The sequence below is a fragment of the Streptomyces sp. NPDC004610 genome (assembly GCF_040609715.1).
GTDB lineage: Bacteria > Actinomycetota > Actinomycetes > Streptomycetales > Streptomycetaceae > Streptomyces.
Window position 1 is genome coordinate 37,950 of record NZ_JBEXLA010000050.1, and the last position, 17,570, is coordinate 55,519.

The 17,570-nt window shown below is 70.8% G+C and carries 15 protein-coding genes and 2 tRNA genes; 8 read left to right on the forward strand and 9 right to left on the reverse strand.

The window, feature by feature from the left end:
* Positions 1-30: 30 nt before the first annotated feature.
* Positions 31-693, reverse strand: coding sequence for a decarboxylase (locus ABZX40_RS37530; RefSeq protein ID WP_355738756.1), 663 nt, complete (start codon positions 691-693; stop codon positions 31-33).
* A 247-nt stretch (positions 694-940) separates the two neighbouring features.
* On the opposite strand from ABZX40_RS37530, the gene ehuB reads away from it, so the two are divergent.
* The 5 genes from ehuB to ABZX40_RS37555 all read left to right on the forward strand — a co-directional run bounded on the left by ehuB (position 941) and on the right by ABZX40_RS37555 (position 4,362).
* Positions 941-1,837, forward strand: a complete 897-nt coding sequence (gene ehuB / locus ABZX40_RS37535; RefSeq protein WP_355738753.1) for an ectoine/hydroxyectoine ABC transporter substrate-binding protein EhuB — start codon at positions 941-943, stop codon at positions 1,835-1,837.
* A gap of 15 nt (positions 1,838-1,852) precedes the next feature.
* Positions 1,853-2,581: an ectoine/hydroxyectoine ABC transporter permease subunit EhuC gene (ehuC, locus tag ABZX40_RS37540; protein ID WP_355738750.1), complete on the forward strand. Its 729-nt coding sequence runs from the start codon at positions 1,853-1,855 to the stop codon at positions 2,579-2,581.
* A complete protein-coding gene (ehuD, locus tag ABZX40_RS37545) occupies positions 2,578-3,222 on the forward strand; it encodes an ectoine/hydroxyectoine ABC transporter permease subunit EhuD (protein WP_355738747.1) in 645 nt (214 codons plus the stop codon). The genes ehuC and ehuD overlap by 4 nt, the downstream gene beginning before the upstream one ends.
* Positions 3,223-3,250: 28 nt before the next feature.
* Positions 3,251-4,042 carry an ectoine/hydroxyectoine ABC transporter ATP-binding protein EhuA gene (gene ehuA / locus ABZX40_RS37550; protein WP_355738873.1) on the forward strand — a complete coding sequence of 264 codons (792 nt, stop codon included), beginning with the start codon at positions 3,251-3,253 and terminating at the stop codon, positions 4,040-4,042.
* Between the two features lie 246 nt (positions 4,043-4,288).
* Positions 4,289-4,362: transfer RNA gene (locus tag ABZX40_RS37555), tRNA-Lys, on the forward strand.
* A gap of 156 nt (positions 4,363-4,518) precedes the next feature.
* On the opposite strand, the gene ABZX40_RS37560 is transcribed toward ABZX40_RS37555, so the two are convergent.
* From ABZX40_RS37560 to ABZX40_RS37570, 3 genes are all read right to left on the reverse strand, one after another.
* A complete protein-coding gene (locus tag ABZX40_RS37560; protein WP_355738744.1) occupies positions 4,519-5,124 on the reverse strand; it encodes a lytic polysaccharide monooxygenase in 606 nt (201 codons plus the stop codon).
* A gap of 293 nt (positions 5,125-5,417) precedes the next feature.
* The gene (locus ABZX40_RS37565; protein WP_355738741.1) at positions 5,418-6,578 is read right to left on the reverse strand and encodes an SPFH domain-containing protein; all 1,161 of its coding nucleotides are present in this window, start codon (positions 6,576-6,578) and stop codon (positions 5,418-5,420) included.
* A gap of 82 nt (positions 6,579-6,660) precedes the next feature.
* On the reverse strand, positions 6,661-8,133 hold the full coding sequence (locus tag ABZX40_RS37570; RefSeq protein WP_355738738.1) for a peptidoglycan-binding protein: 1,473 nt from the start codon (positions 8,131-8,133) through the stop codon (positions 6,661-6,663).
* 219 nt (positions 8,134-8,352) lie between these two features.
* Here ABZX40_RS37570 and ABZX40_RS37575 point away from each other — a divergent pair.
* From ABZX40_RS37575 to ABZX40_RS37585, 3 genes are all read left to right on the forward strand, one after another.
* A tRNA-Lys gene (locus tag ABZX40_RS37575) sits at positions 8,353-8,426 on the forward strand.
* 467 nt (positions 8,427-8,893) lie between these two features.
* Positions 8,894-11,050, forward strand: coding sequence for a glycosyltransferase family 2 protein (locus ABZX40_RS37580; protein WP_355738735.1), 2,157 nt, complete (start codon positions 8,894-8,896; stop codon positions 11,048-11,050).
* Positions 11,047-12,984 (forward strand): kelch motif-containing protein, encoded by a 1,938-nt coding sequence (locus ABZX40_RS37585; protein ID WP_355738733.1) that lies wholly within the window; start codon positions 11,047-11,049, stop codon positions 12,982-12,984. The genes ABZX40_RS37580 and ABZX40_RS37585 overlap by 4 nt, the downstream gene beginning before the upstream one ends.
* Before the next feature lie 124 nt (positions 12,985-13,108).
* Here ABZX40_RS37585 and ABZX40_RS37590 read toward each other — a convergent pair whose 3' ends face one another.
* The 5 genes from ABZX40_RS37590 to ABZX40_RS37610 all read right to left on the reverse strand — a co-directional run bounded on the left by ABZX40_RS37590 (position 13,109) and on the right by ABZX40_RS37610 (position 17,448).
* Positions 13,109-14,125: a glycoside hydrolase family 6 protein gene (locus tag ABZX40_RS37590; RefSeq protein ID WP_355738730.1), complete on the reverse strand. Its 1,017-nt coding sequence runs from the start codon at positions 14,123-14,125 to the stop codon at positions 13,109-13,111.
* A 117-nt stretch (positions 14,126-14,242) separates the two neighbouring features.
* A complete protein-coding gene (locus ABZX40_RS37595; RefSeq protein ID WP_355738728.1) occupies positions 14,243-14,953 on the reverse strand; it encodes a class F sortase in 711 nt (236 codons plus the stop codon).
* A 12-nt stretch (positions 14,954-14,965) separates the two neighbouring features.
* Positions 14,966-15,583, reverse strand: a complete 618-nt coding sequence (locus ABZX40_RS37600; RefSeq protein WP_355738725.1) for a hypothetical protein — start codon at positions 15,581-15,583, stop codon at positions 14,966-14,968.
* Positions 15,584-15,710: 127 nt separating this feature from the next.
* A complete protein-coding gene (locus ABZX40_RS37605; RefSeq protein WP_355738722.1) occupies positions 15,711-16,490 on the reverse strand; it encodes an HAD-IIA family hydrolase in 780 nt (259 codons plus the stop codon).
* Between the two features lie 169 nt (positions 16,491-16,659).
* Entirely contained in the window at positions 16,660-17,448 is a 789-nt protein-coding gene (locus tag ABZX40_RS37610) for an LPXTG cell wall anchor domain-containing protein (RefSeq protein WP_355738719.1), read from the reverse strand.
* Positions 17,449-17,570: the final 122 nt, after the last annotated feature.

Sequence of the window (17,570 nt, forward strand, 5' to 3'; positions counted from 1 at the left end):
ACAGGGGACTGTCTCCGTTTATTCCGCGCGCTACACCTGCACGATCGGTTCGCGGGTGAAGAGGAAGCCCAGGCCCGGGGAATTGACCCGGCGGTCCGTCAGGCGCAGGGCCTCCCAGACCGTGGTCTGGCTGGTGGTGAGGACCGGGAGGGAGACATGGGCCTCCAGGGGGTCGATATGGGCCGCCGCCTGGAGGGCGGGGTCGGGGAGGAGGAGGGCCTGGGCTTCGGGGGTGAGGGCCTCGTCGGCCAGGGCGCGGAGGTCGCCGTCCGGGGTGCCGGTGGCGACCCGGGTCACCTGGAGGCCCGCGGCGGTCAGGAACTCCGTGAAGCGGGCGGTTTCCGCGTCGGGGCCGGTCGCGGCCACCGCCACCCGGGTGGCGCCCAGCTCCTTCGCCGCGTTGACGAAGGCCAGCGGGGTGGAGGAGGCGGGCATCCCGGCGGCCAGGGCCAGGGTGCGGACCTGGGCGCGGGCGGCGCCCGGGTCGGCGGGGGCGGGGCCCGTCCAGACGACGGCCTCGGCACCGGTCAGCCGGAGCCGCTCCGCCGTGGCCGTCAGACGGTCGCCGGGCTCCAGCTCGGTGAGATCGGTCGGGACGACGTCCAGCCGGATATCACTGCCGAGCAGTTGTTCGATACGCGGGTAGTCGTCCGCGGGGGCGTCGCCCGGGTGGAGGAATCCGAGTGCGGTCATGTCCAACCTTCCTGCTGCGCATCAGCGTCTCCCGCTCCACTGCCCGGGTACCCGTCCGGCACGCCGTCGCCTCCAGGGTCACCTGGTTGGCGGCGATCCGCGTTCCGGGGTGCGCGAAAACGTAAAGGTCTCATTTCGGTGACTGTTTCGTCACATCGGACCGGGTTCGGGCATAGCTTGCCGCTGTCGGGCAGGCGGAGGAACTGGTCGCGACCGGTTCACAGGCACCACATCTGGAGGCACGTCGATGTCCGTCATCCCCCATCCGTCCCGCAGGGGTTTCCTCACCAGAACGGCGGCCGTCGGTGGTGCGCTCGCGGTGCCGGGGCTGCTGACCGCGTGCAGCAAGACCGACACGGGCGGTGCGGCGGCCGGGCTGGACAAGCTGAGGGAGCAGGGCCACATCCGGGTCGCCTACGCCAATGAGGCGCCGTACGGCTATGAGGAGGACGGGCAGCTCAAGGGGGAGGCGCCGACGCTGCACCGGGAGATCTTCAAGGCGCTGGGCGTCGCCGAGCTGCGGCCGACGTTCTCCGAGTGGGACGGGCTGATCCCGGGGCTCCAGGCCGGCAAGTACGACGTGATCAGCGCCGGGATGGCGATCACTCCGGAGCGCTGCGCGAAGGCGCTGTTCTCCGACCCGGAGTTCATCTCGCCGACCGCGCTGCTGGTCAAGCGGGGCAATCCGAAGAAGCTCACCGATCTGGCGTCGGCGAAGGAGTCCGGTGCCGCCATCGGGGTGATGTCGGGCGCGGTGGAGAAGACCTACGCCACCGGCGCCGGGATCCCCGACGGCTCGCTGAAGACGCTCCAGAAGCCGCAGGACGGGGCCGACGCGGTCAAGGCCGGGCGGATCGACGCGTTTCTGCTGACCGGGATCTCGCTGAACTGGCTCGCCAAGAACAACAGCGGTCTGGAGGTGACCGAGTCGTTCGTGCCGGAGGTCGACGGGGTGAAGCAGTACAGCCCCGGTGGCGCGGTGTTCCGGCAGGGCAGCGAGGAGGTCCGGGACGCCTTCAACCGGGAGCTGAAGAAAATCGTCTCGGACCGCGGCCGGTATGTGCAGCTGCTCGGCGAGTACGGCTTCGGCGCGGACACCATCCCGCCGGCCGAGCTGAAGACCGCCGATCTGTGCAAGGCGTGACGGGGATCCGCGCGCATGGGTGACTTCTACTCCTACTTCTTCGGCCATCTGCCCGATGTGTGGTCGGGCCTCGGGGTGACCGTCGCGGCCACCGTCCTGGGCTCGGCGCTGGCGCTCGCGCTGGCCTTCGCCCTCGGGTTCATGACACGCGCCCGACCGGTGGCGGTGCGGGGCCTGTCCCGGGTGGCGGTGGAGTTCTTCCGCGGCACCTCGCTCTATGTCCAGCTGTTCTGGCTGTACTACGCGTTTCCGCTGCTCGTCGGGTACGAGCTGTCGCCGCTGCTGTGCGGGGTGGTGGCGTTCGGCCTCAACTACGGGGCCTACGGCTCCGAGGTGGTGCGGGGCGCGCTGAACGCCGTACCGAAGGCGCAGTGGGAGGCGGCGGTCGCGTTGAACATGTCTCCGGGGCAGCGGATGCGGCGGGTGATCCTGCCGCAGGCGTGGCCGCAGATGATTCCGTCGTTCAGCAATCTGCTGATCCAGCTGCTGAAGTGCACGCCGCTGCTGTGGCTGATCTCGGCGGCCGATCTGACCACGGTCGTGCAGCAGATGCGGGACCGTACCGGTGAGTCGGCGGCGGCGTATCTGACCCTGCTGGTCATGTACTTCGTGCTGGCGTACGCGCTGACGCTGCTGATGAACGCCCTGGAGCGGCACGCCAAGGCCCGGCTGACCGGGGGCAGGGACCGGCGGGCGCGGCCCGGGGTGGCGAAGGTGGGCGCGACGGCGGGAGGCGCGCGATGAACTACGACTGGGACTGGAACGCCGTACGCGACTCGCTGCCGCTGCTCTGGCAGGGGTTCCGGACGACGCTGCTGGCGACGGTGCTGGGCACGCTGGTGGCGGCGGTGCTGGGGCTGGTGGTGGCCCTCGCCGTACGGGCGCCGACCCGGCTGGTGTCGCTGCCGGTGAAGGCGGTCATGGAGTTCGTGCGGTCGACCCCGCTGCTGGTGCAGCTGGTCGGCGCCTACGCGGTGTTCAACACCGTCGATCCGCTGACCATCGGGGTGGTGGTGCTGGGCATCCACTACGCCTCGTATCTGGCCGAGGTCTACCGGGCCGGGATCGACGCCGTGCCCGCGGGGCAGTGGGAGGCGTCCCGGGCGCTGTCGCTGTCGCCCCGGCGCACCTGGCAGTCGGTGATCCTGCCGCAGGCCGTGCGCAATGTGCTGCCCGCGCTGGGCAACTACGCGATCTCCATGTTCAAGGAGACGCCCTTCCTGGCCGTGATCACGGTCACCGAGATGGTCGCCGAGGCCCGGGAGTACGGGGCGTACCACTTCGCCTACGTCGAGACCTTCACCCTCGCTGGCCTGATCTTCCTGCTGGCGAGCTACCCGACCTCGCTTCTGATGAGACGACTGGAGAAGCGCCTTGCCCACTGACGCCGACGCCACCCGAGCCACCGACCCGTTGCGGAAGACCGCCGCGCCGGCCGGCCATCTGATCGAGTTCGACCAGGTCGTCAAGCGGTACGGCGACCATGTGGTGCTCGACCGGCTGGACTTCGCCGTGGAGCGCGGCCGGCATGTGACGCTGATCGGGCCGAGCGGCTCGGGCAAGACCACCATCCTGCGGCTGCTGATGACGCTGGAGCAGGTCAGCTCGGGGACCATCACGGTGGACGGCACCCCGCTGTCCCATATGCCGGGCGGGCCGGACGGGCGGCTGAAGCCGGCGAGTGAGAAGTATCAGCGGGAGATCCGCAAGAAGATCGGGATGGTCTTCCAGCAGTTCAATCTCTTCCCGAACATGAATGTGCTGCGGAACATCACCGAGGCCCCGGTCAATGTGCTGGGCATCGAGCGCGACCGGGCCGAGGCGCGGGCCCGTGAGCTGCTGGAGCTGGTCGGGCTGAGCGACAAGGTGGACGCCCGTCCGACCCAGCTCTCCGGCGGTCAGCAGCAGCGGGTGGCCATCGCCCGCGCGCTGGCCATGAGCCCGGAGATCCTGCTGCTGGACGAGGTGACCTCGGCGCTGGACCCGGAGCTGGTGGCCGGGGTGCTGGACGTACTGCGGGACATCGCCCGCAGTACGGACATCACGCTGCTGTGCGTGACCCATGAGATGAACTTCGCCCGGGACATCTCCGACAGCGTGCTGATGTTCGACGCGGGCCGGGTGATCGAGGCGGGTCCGCCGGAGCAGATCTTCGGCGACCCGGAGCAGGCCCGGACCCGGGAGTTCCTGGGCGCGGTGCTGTGAGGACGGAGGGCGAGGGCGGCGCCCTCCGGGTGCGTACTCGCCGACAACCGCTCCCCTCCGGGTGCGGGCCGGGTGTCGCGGAGAGGATCCGATCCGCCGGACCGCCGACGGCACCCATGTCACCGGCGAGGCGCTCACCCGGCTCGGCTCCGCGCACCGGCCCCCTCGGCGGGGGCGGAAGCACTCCCGGGGAGCGGGTATTATTTTCTCTGTCGTCGGCCGCGGAAGCGGTCCGGCGGGAGTCATGCGCCGCTAGCTCAGTTGGTTAGAGCAGCTGACTCTTAATCAGCGGGTCCGGGGTTCGAGTCCCTGGCGGCGCACCGACGAAGGGCCTCTCGTGGGAGTGAGGGGCCCTTCGACGTATGTCCGGGCGTCCTCGGCGGCCGGGACGTACGGGACGGCCCGCTCGGGCAGGGGGGTCGCACGCCGGCACCGGGGAGCGGTGCCGGCGTGCGCGGGGGTCAGCCCGGCCTGCGTCAGAAGGTGACGTCCGAGCAGGCATAGAAGGCGTTCGTCGTGTCGGCGACACTCCAGACCGCCACGATGACATGCCGTCCGCTCAGGCCCGAGGGGATCGTGCCCGAGTGGGACAGGGTGGACGGCGGGCGCTGCCCGTTGTAGGGGACGGTGAGGAACGGGGTCAGGTTGAGGTCGGCCCGGGTGAGGTTGCGGGTCTGGTTCCAGCCCGGCTTGGTGATGTAGTACTTGAAGTCGCTCGTGGCGTGCATGGCGGTGAACTGCCAGCGGAAGCTGTAGCTCTGACCGCCGGTCACCCGAGTGGCGGGCCAGGCCGCACCGGACGGCGTCCTCGGCGCGCTGAGCTGGGAGAACTGCCCCAGACCCGCGTTGCAGATGGAGCCGTCGGCGGGGCCGCTGGACGGGAAGCCCTTCGGCCCCTCGACACTCTGCGGCTCCCACTGGATGTTGCCGCAGTTGGTGACGGTGCCGTTCTGGCACGCCTTCTGCCGGCTGAGGGGGAGATCGGTGTAGCCGTGGCTGGAGGCACCGCCGGACGAGAGCACGAGGGCTCCGGTGGTCGCCATTCCGACCGCGGCGGCGTACAGCTTGGTCCTAGTGCGCATATCTGCCGCTCCTGGAGAGAACGTGGGGGTGAAACGTGGGGGTGTTCCGTGAGCCGTGCAGGTCTAGACCAAGCATCAATGTATTGCCGAGAGTTGAACATGTCCATACCAATCTCGGAACCCGGGCCCAGGCAGGGCACGTGTCAGCGGCGTCTGTGCGGCACCTGTGCGAGGGCGTGACCGTGGTGGGGGGATGGTGTGGACGGGGGGTGGTGTTGCCGTGGGGAGGCCGGGGGTGGGGGTGAGGGCGCGCGAGGCGTTGTACGGGGGCGGACCCCGTCGGGCGGCGCAGGTCAGTGCGCGGTGTCGCCCCCCGCCCGGCCCGAGCAGAAGGCGACCGTCAGGTCGCGGACCAGGACCTTGCGTTCGTAGTCGTCGAGTTCCACCAGGCCGCGCATGGTCAGCCGGGTGACCGTGTCCTCGACCGAGTCGACGACCGAGGTGAGCATGGACGCCCGCTGCTGGGCGTCCAGCGCGGCGATCCGGCGGCGGTGCATCGCCGCCGCCACCTCCGGCGCGTACTCCACCCGTACCGGCTGGACCGAGAAGACCTCCAGGCCCACCGCCGCCGCGTCCGCCGAGACCAGCCGGGTCAGGGACTCCCCCGCCACCGAGGCCCGCGCGGTGCCCGGCATCTCCACCGGGACCCGGGCCAGCGCCGCCTCCACGCACTCGCGCAGATAACCCTCGTGGTCCTCGACCCCCAGGACGGCCCGCGCGGTGTCCCGTACCCGCCACACCATCAGCACCACCACCCGCAGCGCGACCCCGCCGGGCTCGGCCGCGTGCAGCGGCTCGCTGCGCCAGTGCCGCAGCCGGACATCCACCCGGCGGCGCAGCAGCAGCGGGTTCACCCACATCAGACCGGTGCGGCGGACCGTCCCGCGGTAGCGGCCGAACAGGCCCAGCACCCAGGCCCGCCCGGTCCCGCCCCGGGCCAGCCCGCCGAAGCCGAACAGCCCCAGCGCCCCGGCGCCCGCGTACGCCGCCCACTGCGCCGGACCCAGCCCGGCCCCCGCCCCGGCGGCCGGGAGACCGAGCGCCGCCCCGGTCGGCGGGGGCAGCACCCCGGCCCACCACGAGGTGGCCACACAGCCGGCCGCGCCGCACAGCCCGGCCAGCACCCCGGCCGTCGCGGGCAGCACCCGGGCCGGACGTTCGGCCAGTTCCGGATCGACCTGCGCCACCGGGCGGGCCTTCGCCGGTACCGGGCGCCGTACGCGCGGCTGCTCGCCGGTGCCCTGGCGCCGGTTCACCACCGCCGGGCGCAGCGGCACCGGCTCGGGGTCGGGGTCGTCGCGGAAGAGGAGGTGGACCGGGATCTCGGTGGTCACCTCGTTCTGGATCAGCCGGGGCGACGGACGGCCCGGCCACGGCGGCTCGGGGACCTCCGCGAGGTCCGGGGAGGGGTGATCGTCCACAGGGGTGTCGTGAGGGGTGTTCGGGGGGTTCATGAGTGCCTCCAGCCTCCGCGCCGGATGCGTCAGGACGGTGCGGATCAGGGGAAGGGGGTGGTCGGTCGGGGGCGCGTCGCGCTCAGCGGAACAGGCGGCGCCAGGTCTCCGGGCCCGGGTAGCCGTCCGCCGCCGCGCCGCGCCAGCCCTGCGCCCGCTGGAACGCCTCGACCGCGCGGCGGTCCGCCTCGCCCCAGACCGGGCCGGGGCCGGTGGTGTAGAAACGGCCGTATCCCTTCTTGACCAGCTGCTTTCCCAGCTGGGTGAGGGACGGGCTGCTCACGCCGGGGCGGAAGACCGCGCCGCCGGGGTAGGCGGGCACCCGCCCCTGCGGTTTGGCGGACGCGGGTGTGGGCCGCGCCGGGGGCTTGGACTTCGTGGGGGCCTGGGGGCCCGCCGCCGCTGCCGCCGGGATGTTCCTGCCCTTGCCCGTCACCAGCAGGTCCCAGGTCCTCGGGCCGGGGATGCCGTCGGCGGCGGTGCCCGTCCAGCCCTGGGCCCGCTGGAACGCCTGGGTCGCCCGGAGGTCGGCGTTCGTCCACACCGGGCCGGGGCCCGAGGTGTAGAACCGGCCACCGCCCCGCTTGACCAGCATCCGGCCGAGCTGGGTGACGTACTTGTTGTTGGCGCCCGGCCCGAAGGACGCCGCGCCCGGGAACGGGGTGGCCGCCGGGGCGGGGGTCTGCGGCTTGGCGGCCACGGGCTGCTTCCCGCCGGCACCGGAGCCCGTACCCGTAGCGGTACCGCTACCGGAGCCCGTGCCCGTGCCGGAGCCCGTACCGGTTCCGCTACCGGAGCCCGTGCCCGTGCCCTCTGTCACCGCCACGCCCTTGTAGCGGTACGGGACGTAACGGTCCGAGTTCGACCAGTAGGCATAGGGCGTCGACTGTTTGCGGGCGTGGGGGCGGGTGGATTCATAGGCGGTGTAGTACGTGTGGGTGTAGTCCGTCCAGCCGCCGAAAATGACGACGTGCGAGCCTTTCTCGGGGTTCGCGGGATTGTGGAAGAGCAGCATGTCGCCGGGCTGGAGTTCCTCCTTGGAAATCTTCACCCCGTACTTGTCCAGGGACCCGGTCCATTCGTTCCCGGCGAGTTTCCAGGCCATCGAGACATAGCCCGAGCAGTCCTGCCGATATCCATCGGTCCAGTACTCCGTCATGCTGTACGGCACTTTCGCCGCGACCCAGGTCTTGGCCCGGTTGATGATCTCGGCCCGGGTGATCGAACCCGGCGTGGGCTCCACCTGGGGCGCCGGACGGCCGCCGGGACCGTGCAGCGGGGCCTTGCCGCCCTGCGGGGTGTCCGGCTCGTCAGCTGCGGGAACAGCGGGCCGGCCGGGGGCCTGGGGAGCCGCGACGGCGGGCAGGGCGTGCCCGGCGCCGAGGGTGGCGGCGGCAGCGACGGCCACCACCACGGCCCGATGGGCGCCCCGCGACGCGCCCGGGGATCCATACGCTGACCGCGGGGAGAATCCCGCGAGGGGCCGCCAGTGGCGGCAGCCGGGGCAATCGCAATCGCCCGCCGGTTCGATTTCCTCGAACACCGGAGGCTTCATGCGATTCCCCTCACACTTCTGCTCGACTTCTCCGCACCTGTGCACATGATCAGCCTTTCCCAACTGTCACCCCGGCGCGCATTCTGACGGTCCGAATGATGTAATCCGGCGGTCCGGGAGGGGGCGGGGAGCGCCGCGGGACGGCCGTCCGTGGCCGTCCATGGCCGTCCGCGGTAGGGAGCACCCCCGGCGGTCCGGTAAAGTTTCCGGGGTCAGCAGGCGCCGCTAGCTCAGTTGGTTAGAGCAGCTGACTCTTAATCAGCGGGTCCGGGGTTCGAGTCCCTGGCGGCGCACGACACGAGCAGGCCCCCTCCATCCGGAGGGGGCCTGCTCGCTTTCCCCGTTCGCACGGAACACCGCACGGAACACCGCGGACACCGCACGGAACACAGCTGCCCGGCTCCGCACCCATATCACTTTCATCACACATGACCGATAAATACCGGGTAGAGCGTCTTGCGATCATGCTGAACGCCGTAGAACCCTGGCAGGGAAGAGGCGGCGGAGGCGCGCCTGTTGGGGGGCGGGGCATCCGGTTGCCGTTCGGCACGGGAGAGGGCACGGGAGAAGGGGGCCCGTATCTGAACCGATGCCGAGGGGGGCATCATGCAACCGACAGGGCGCTGCGCCATGTCTATAAAGTGTGGACGACGTGGTGACGTGGCCCACCACACACACGTCCGTGAAGGTCGAGGGGGACCGAGCGGACGGCAGACGAACCGACAGACACGCGGGTGACCCGCGTGTGGGGGGATGACTCATGACGTCGAGGCCGACGGGCGCCCGGGACGACTCGGACCCGTCCCAGACCACCCAGCTCAGGGTGGACTCGCTCCGCACCGGCAACACGGGTGCCTTCCGCCGCATCAAGAAGACCCTGCCCCGGTACGACTACGAGCACTACAGCCGGCTCGCGGGCCCCCTCACCCAGCCCGACCCCGCCAAGCCCTACAAGGTCCAGTACCGGTCCCTGATCTCGCAGGAGCCGCACCGGATACGCGTGGCCCTGATGCTGGCCGCGGCCCCCCTGCTGTCGCTGGTCCTGCTGGCCTGGCTGCTCCAGCCCTCGCACTGGACCGAACGCGACTACCCGGCCTACGACTTCCTGCCGGCCCTCGATGTCGTGATGCTGGTCTCGATCGGTCTGATCGAGTTCTTCCGCTGTATGAACGTGCTGTCCAACGCGCACGCCACCCTGGTCGCCCGGGACCCGGTCCCGGTGGTGCCGGAGACCGGCACCCGGGTGGCGTTCCTCACCTCCTTCGTGCCCGGCAAGGAGCCGCTGGAGATGGTGACCAAGACCCTGGAGGCGGCCGTCAAGCTGCGCCACCGGGGTCTGATGCATGTCTGGCTGCTGGACGAGGGCGACGACCCGGATGTGAAGGAGGTGTGCGCCCGGCTCGGCGTCCACCACTTCTCCCGCAAGGGCATAGCCAAGTGGAACCAGGCCAAGGGCCCGCACCGCGCCAAGACCAAGCACGGCAACTACAACGCCTGGCTGGAGGCGCACGGCGACGACTACGACTTCTTCGCCTCCGTCGACACCGACCACGTCCCGCTGCCGAACTATCTGGAGCGGATGCTCGGCTTCTTCCGCGACCCGGACGTCGGCTTCGTCATCGGCCCCCAGGTCTACGGCAACTACGACTCCTTCGTCACCAAGGCCGCCGAGTCCCAGCAGTTCCTGTTCCACGCCCTGATCCAGCGGGCGGGCAACAAGTACGGCGCCCCGATGTTCGTCGGCACCTCCAACGCGGTCAGGATCAAGGCGCTCAAGCAGATCGGCGGGCTCTACGACTCGATCACCGAGGACATGGCGACCGGGTTCGAGATCCACCGGGCGAAGAACCCGGCCACGGGCCGCAAGTGGCGCTCGGTCTACACCCCGGACGTCCTCGCGGTCGGCGAGGGCCCGAGCGCCTGGACCGACTTCTTCACCCAGCAGATGCGCTGGTCGCGCGGGACGTACGAGACGATCCTCAAGCAGTACTGGAAGGGCTGGTACTCGCTGCCGCCGAGCAAGCTCTTCAACTACACCATGATGATCATCTTCTATCCGATGTCCGCCCTGAACTGGATCCTGGCCGCGCTCAGCTGCGCCCTGTTCCTGGGCCTGGGCGCCTCGGGTGTGAACATCGACCCGGTGGTGTGGCTGATGCTCTACGGCAACGCCTCCGCGCTCCAGATCGGCCTGTACGTCTGGAACCGCCGCCACAATGTCTCCCCGCACGAGCCCGAGGGCTCCGGCGGGGTGGCCGGGATGGTGATGTCCGCGCTGTCGGCGCCGCTGTACGCGAAGGCGCTGATCGACTCGGCGCTGCGGCGCAAGAGCAAGTTCGTGGTGACGCCCAAGGGCGACTCGGCCAGCCCGGACCGCTGGTTCGGGACGTTCCGCTACCACTGGTACTTCATCCTGATCTTCGGTGCGTCGATCGGCGCCGGTTTCGCCTTCGGCCATGCGCACCCGGCGATGATCATCTGGGCGATCTTCGCCATGCTGATCACCGCGACCCCGATCTTCGCGTGGCGCTGGTCGCTGCGCGAGGCGAAGAAGCGGCCCCCGGCCCCGGCCCCGGCCGACCCCCAGGAGACAGGGGCGGGCGCGGGCGTACCCGTCCCGGGACCGCACCAGCAGTACCAGCCGCAGCCGCTGCCCACGGGGGGCCAGGGGACCCCCCGCCATGGCGCGCACACCGCACCGTACGGATCGCACGGGTCGTCCGGGTCGCACCCACCGCAGCAGCGGCCTCAGTGGGCCGCCGCCTCCGGTCAGCAGCCGGGCGGTGGCGACCAGGGCGCGCCGGGCCCGCAGGGTGGCCCAGGTGCACCGGATGCACCGAGTGCCACCGGCACGGCCGCGAGCAATGACCAGACCATGCAAATCGCCCTGGGTGGACTTGGGGGACGTAAGGAATGAACGACCGTGGAGGCCGCCGTCGCGCCCGTCGACTCGCGATAGGCACGGTGGTGGTACTCGCGCTGGCCGGGATGAACGGGCCGTGGCTCTACCGCTTCGGCTCGGAGAAATACCACCAGTACCAGATCAACCGACCCGAGTACAAAGCCGAGAACGGCAAGTGGGAGGTCGTCGAGTTTCCCGACGAGTACAAGCAGAACACCATCCACGCGGCCCTGCTGCGGACCGGAAAGGTGCTGCTGGTCGCCGGGTCGGGCAACGACCAGGACAACTTCGACGCGAAGAAGTTCGACACCCGGATCTGGGATCCGGTGAAGGACACCATCAAGAAGGTGCCCACCCCCACCGATCTGTTCTGCACCGGGCACACCCAGCTCGCCAACGGCAATCTGCTGATCGCCGGCGGCACCAAGCGGTACGAGAAGCTCAAGGGCGATGTCACCAAGGCCGGTGGCCTGATGGTCGTCCACAATGAGAACCCGGACAAGCCGATCACCCTGCCCGCGGGCACCAAGTTCACCGGCAAGGAGAACGGCAAGACCTTTGTCTCCAAGGACCCGGTGCTGGTGCCGCGCGCGGAGAAGGTCTTCGACCCGGAGACCGGCGCGTTTCTGCGCAACGACCCCGGGCTCGGCCGTATCTATGTCGAGGCGCAGAAGTCCGGCAGCAAGTACGAGACCGGCACCCAGGACAACTACCGGGTGCAGGGCCTGAACGGTGCCGACTCGCGGAACACCTATGGCATCGCGGAGAAACTCGCACTGGACAAGAAGGATTTCCAGGGCATCCGGGACGCCTATGAGTTCGATCCGATCGCCGAGAAGTACATCAAGGTCGATCCGATGAACGAGGCCCGCTGGTATCCGACGCTCACCACGCTGAGCGACGGAAAGGTGCTGAGTGTCTCCGGGCTCGATGACATCGGGCAGCTCGTCCCGGGCAAGAACGAGGTCTATGACCCCGAGGAGCAGACCTGGACGTACACCGAGGAGGTCCGGCAGTTCCCGACCTATCCCGCGCTGTTCCTGATGCAGGACGGGAAGATCTTCTACTCGGGCGCGAACGCCGGATACGGACCGGACGACGTGGGGCGCGACCCCGGTATCTGGGACGTGGACACCAATGAGTTCACCAAGGTGCCCGGGATGAGCGACGCGAACATGCTGGAGACCGCGAACAGTGTGCTGCTGCCTCCGGCGCAGGACGAGAAGTACATGGTCATCGGGGGTGGCGGGGTCGGTGAGTCGCAGCTGTCCAGCGAGAAGACCCGCATCGCCGATCTGAAGGCCGACGACCCCGAATTCGTGGACGGGCCCTCGCTGGAGAAGGGGACGCGCTATCCGATGGCGTCCGTCCTCCCCGACGACTCCGTGCTGATCTCGGGCGGCTCCGAGGACTACCGGGGGCGCGGCGACTCCAACATCCTCCAGGCCCATCTGTACGACACCGCGTCGAACTCGATGGAACGGGTCGCCGATCCGCTGGTCGGGCGGAACTACCACTCCGGGTCGATTCTGCTGCCGGACGGGCGGGTGATGTTCTTCGGTTCCGACTCGCTCTACGCGGACAAGGCGAACACCAAGCCGGGGGAGTTCGAGCAGCGGATCGAGATCTATACGCCGCCGTATCTGTACCAGGGGGCGCAGCCGTCGTTGTCCGGCGGGCCGGACCGTATCGAGCGGGGGGAGTCGGCGACGTTCACCTCCCAGCACGCTTCTTCGCTGAAGAACGCGCGGCTGATCCGGCCCAGCGCTTCCACACATGTCACGGATGTGGATCAGCGGTCCATCGCGCTGGACATGGAGGTGTCCGGGGACGAGGTGACGGTGACCGTGCCGGAGAGCCGGAATCTGGTGCAGGCGGGGTGGTACATGCTGTTTGTCACGGATGATCAGGGGACGCCCAGCAAGGCTCAGTGGGTTCAGATTCCGTAGCGGAGAACAGAGCGCTCCCGCGGCCAGTGGATCGGCTGCGGGAGCGTTGTGGTTTCTCGCGCGGTTGCTTGCGGGGTTGCTCGCCGGGATTCTCGCGCGGTTTCTCGCGCGGTTTCTCGGGCCCCTAACCCGGCGTTGTGGCCTGCGCCAGTTTCATGGCGTAGTCCGGCCACCATTCGCCCGCCTTGGGGCCGCCCTTGCATTCGCCGTCCGATTCTCCGGGGCGCTTGACCCAGACATAGGCGTCCACCAGCGGGTCGGCCGTTTTGGTGGTCGGGGTTTCGCCCAGGGCCCTGCCCGGGGGGTTGCACCAGCGTTCGCCGGGGTCGCCCTCGGTGTAGGGGCCGTTGCCGTTGCGGCTGGTGTCGATGACGAAGGGCTTGCTGCCTATCTTGGCCGAGAGCTGCTTGCCGTACGCGATGGAGGCGTCGGTGGTGTAGAAGTTCGAGACATTCACCGAGAAACCGTCGGCCTGGGCGATTCCGGCCCGGTTCAGGGGGTCGAAGATCTGGTCGGGGTGGCCCCAGCCCGCGTTGCCCGCGTCCAGGTAGACCTTGGTGGCGGAGAGGCCGCCGAGCTTCTCGATGGCGTAGTTGAGGAGGTCGTAGCGCTCCTCGTGGAACTCGCCCGGGGTGCAGCCGTCGACCAGGTGCAGGACCGCGTCCGGCTCCAGGATGACCGTCGCCGGGCGGGACTCGATGCCGGCCGCCACCCCGTCGATCCAGGCGCGGTAGGCGTTGCCGTCTGCGGCGCCGCCGCCCGAGTACTGGCCGCAGTCGCGGTGCGGGATGTTGTAGAGGACCAGCAGGGCTTCGCGGTCGGCCGCAGCCGCCGCCTCGGTGAAGCCGCGGGCCTGGTCCTCGGGGCTCTCCGGGCTGATCCACTCACCCGTCGGGTACTGCGCGATCTTGCGGATCTCGTCCGCCTCGCTCTGCTTGCCGTCCTTCTCATAGGTGGCGACCTGCTCCGCCGCGTTGCTGTCCGGGTTGACCCAGAACGGGTCGGCGCCCTTGGGCTGCTGTGTGATCCCGCCGCTCGGTTCGTCGCCGTCGCTCCCGGACGAACAGCCCGCGATCAGCAGCGCCGCGCCCAGTGCCGCGACGGGCGCGCGCAACCGGCCTGCCCCCCTGCTGCCGTACATGCAACTCCCCCTTGGGTGCACTCGTCCAAGAGGCCCAATCCTGACATACGTCCCGGTCCGCCCACGAGGCCGGTCGTGGGCTGTCCCGGAGCTGTTACAGCCGCTGTCCGGCCGGGGTCAGTCGCGGGTGCCGGTGAGGTAGGCGGAGACGATGACGTTCGTGGTGCAGCCGCGGGCCGTGCGGTCGTCGGTGCCGCCGCAGGTGATCAGCCGCAGTTCGGCCCGGCCGGAGGTGCGCGGGCCGTACGCCTGCCGGGCGTCGAAGCGGTCGCGGCCGAGGACCTGGACGTCGTCGACGGTGAACTCGGCGACCGTGCCGTCGGCGCGGGCCACCCGGAGCGGGTCGCCGGGCTGGAGGGTGCCGAGTTTGTGGAAGACGGCGGGGTGGGTGCCGGTGTCGGCATGGCCGACCAGCAGTGCGGTGCCGACGGCGCCCGGCTCGACGCCGGCCGCGTACCAGCCGACCGTGCCGGGCCGGTCGTGGGGCGGGGGGTCGATGGCGCCGTCGCGGTCGAGGCCGCGGGCGACGACCGGGGCGCGGACGGCTATGCCGGGGATGTCGAGGCGCTGGGGGGCGGCGCCGGTGAGGGGGCGCGCGGGTGGGGGGAGTGCGGCGGTGGCGGGGCGGCCGACGGCGGCGACATCGCCGGTGGTGGGGGCGGATATGCCCTGGCGCAGATCGGTGACCTCGCGGCCCCAGAGCCACAGGCCGAGCAGCAGCAGGACGCAGGCGACGCCGGTCAGCAGTCGGCTGGTGCGTTCGGTGCGTTCGGTGCGTTCGGTGCTCGCGGTGCGTTCGGTGCGTTCGTGGTGTTCCTCGTCCGGCATGGTCCGGCCGCCTCAGGGGGTACGGCGGCTCTTGCGGGCGCCGCGCAGTATGACGGCGACCGCGGCGGCTCCGGCCAGCAGCAGTCCGGTGATGGCGTGGGCGGCGCCGGGGCCGCCGTCCCGGTCGGGCTTTGCCCCGGTGGCGAGGTGGGCCGCGGAGCCGCCGCCGCCCGCGTGGCCGGGGGCGGTGGGTGAGGCGGGGGCGGGGCGCTCCTGGGCGCCGGGGTCCGTCACGCGGACGCTGCCGTCGGTGGTGCGCCCGCCGCAGGTGATCCGGACGGCGTGGGCGCCCGCCTCGGCCGCGGTGCGGATCCGGGTGCGGCCGGTGAGGGTGCCGTCCGAGCCGCTGAGGCGGGCCGCGGAGGCGAAGGCCGACGAGACGGCGGTGGCGGAGGCGGCCCGGCAGCCGGTGACGCGCAGGGCGATGTCCCCGCCGGGGGCCGGGGCGGAGGGACTGACCGTGACGGTACCGGCGTCGGCGTCGGAGCCGGTGCCGTCCGCCGCGTGGGCCGACGGGGCCGGGGTGAGGGGCAGGGCGGTCAGGAATGCGGCGGAGAGCCCGGTGCGGAGAGCGAGACGGGGATTGATGCGGAGAGCGGGGTAGCGGAGAGTGACGTACGGAGAACCCATCGTGAACCTCCCGATGTCTGGAGGTTCCCCCGCGCGGCCGGACCACGCATCCTGACGCGCGGTCCGGCTGCTCCGTACGGGTTGTTTCCGGGGCGGCGGAGGTTTCGGCGGCCGGCCCGGGGGCGGGTCAGACCAGGTCGACCAGGTCCGCGATGGAGTCCACGACCTGGGAGGGACGGTAGGGGAAGTCCTCGATCTGGGCGGGGGTGGTCAGCCCGGTCAGCACCAGGAAGGTGCGCATCCCGGCCTCGATGCCCGCGAGGACGTCGGTGTCCATCCGGTCGCCGATCATCGCGCTGGTCTCGGAGTGGGCGCCGATGGCGTTCAGCCCGGTGCGCATCATCAGCGGGTTGGGCTTGCCCGCGAAGTACGGCTGCTTGCCGGTGGCCTTGGTGATCAGCGCGGCCACCGCGCCGGTCGCCGGGAGCGGGCCCTCGGCGGACGGGCCGGTCTCGTCCGGGTTGGTGCAGATGAACCGGGCCCCGTTGTTGATCAGCCGGACGGCCTTGGTCATCGCCTCGAAGGAGTACGTACGGGTCTCACCCAGCACGACGTAGTCGGGGTCGTGGTCGGTGAGGATGTAGCCGATGTCGTGCAGCGCGGTGGTGAGGCCGGCCTCGCCGATGACGTACGCCGAGCCGCCCGGCCGCTGGTCGTCCAGGAACTCGGCGGTGGCGAGGGCCGAGGTCCAGATGTTCTCCACCGGCACGTCCAGGCCCATGCGGTTGAGGCGGGCGTGCAGGTCACGGGCCGTGTAGATGGAGTTGTTGGTCAGCACCAGGAAGGGCTTGCCGGACTCGCGGAGCTTCTTGACGAACGCGTCGGCGCCGGGGATCGGCACGCCCTCGTGGATGAGGACGCCGTCCATGTCGGTCAGCCATGAGTCGATGGGCTTGCGGTCTGCCATGTGGGTCGTTCACTCCTGGTGCCTGTCACGTCGTGCGGGACGTGGGTGGACGGGGGCGCCGGAACCACGGCGTACCGACGCCACCAGGGTAATCAGGAAGTGCCGGGCTTCACCCGGCCGATCACGGGGTATCGCGCGCAGCCGGGGGCGGCTGCCGGGGGCGGGGAGGTCAGCGGCGCCTCCGGGCCAGGAGGAGCGCGGTGCCGGCCACCACCAGGGCGACGGCGAGGGCGAGGGCCTGACTCGGGGAGCCCAGGCCGGTGCGGGCGAGTTCGTCGGCGAGGGTGGTGGGGGTTCGGGGGGAGGGGGTGGTTTCCGGTGCGGCGGCGGACGCGGATGGTGGAGCGGACGCCGTGTCCCTGTCGGGTCGTGCGGCGGTCTCCCCCCGTCGGCTCGTCTCCCCCACCACCCGGAACCGATAGGCGTTCGACTCCCCCACCCAGTCCCCGTCGTCGCCCTGCCGCTGGACGACGGCGGCGGTCGCGGTGATGTCGTTGGGCACGGTGTCGGAGGTGACCGACAGCCGGACCTCGACCCGGGTCGTGCGTCCCGCCCCGATGGTGAACCCCCGGAAGCCGCCGGCCTCGAAGGGGGCGACGATCTCGTCCGCGTCGGTCGCCTCGAAACGGACCGGATGCGGTCGCCGCCCCTCGTAGAACTCCAGCCGGGGCTGGGCGGGGGTCAGTTCGCGGTCCTGGTCGACGAGGACGACGACCGGGTGGATCCCGGAGCAGGCGCGGTCGGTGGTGTTGGTGACGTCGACGTACCAGGTGCCGGGGTCGCCCCCGGCGGCGTAGGTGTCCGGGCCGCCGTGGATGCGGGTGGTGAGGGGGAAGCCGTGCGCGTCGGCGTCACCGCAGGCGGGGGCGGGGGCGGGGGCCGCCTGGGCGGGGGCGGGCAGCGGGGACAGCAGGGCGGTGGTGAGGAGGCAGAGGGCGGCAGGGGTGACCGGTCGCATGAGCACATGACATGACGGACGGGGGTCGCGGGTGGCGGCTGCCACGCCGGGCGGGCGGCCCGCACCGCCCGATCGGCCCACCCCCCCCCACCCCCCCCCACCTGCCCCCACCCCCGAGCTAC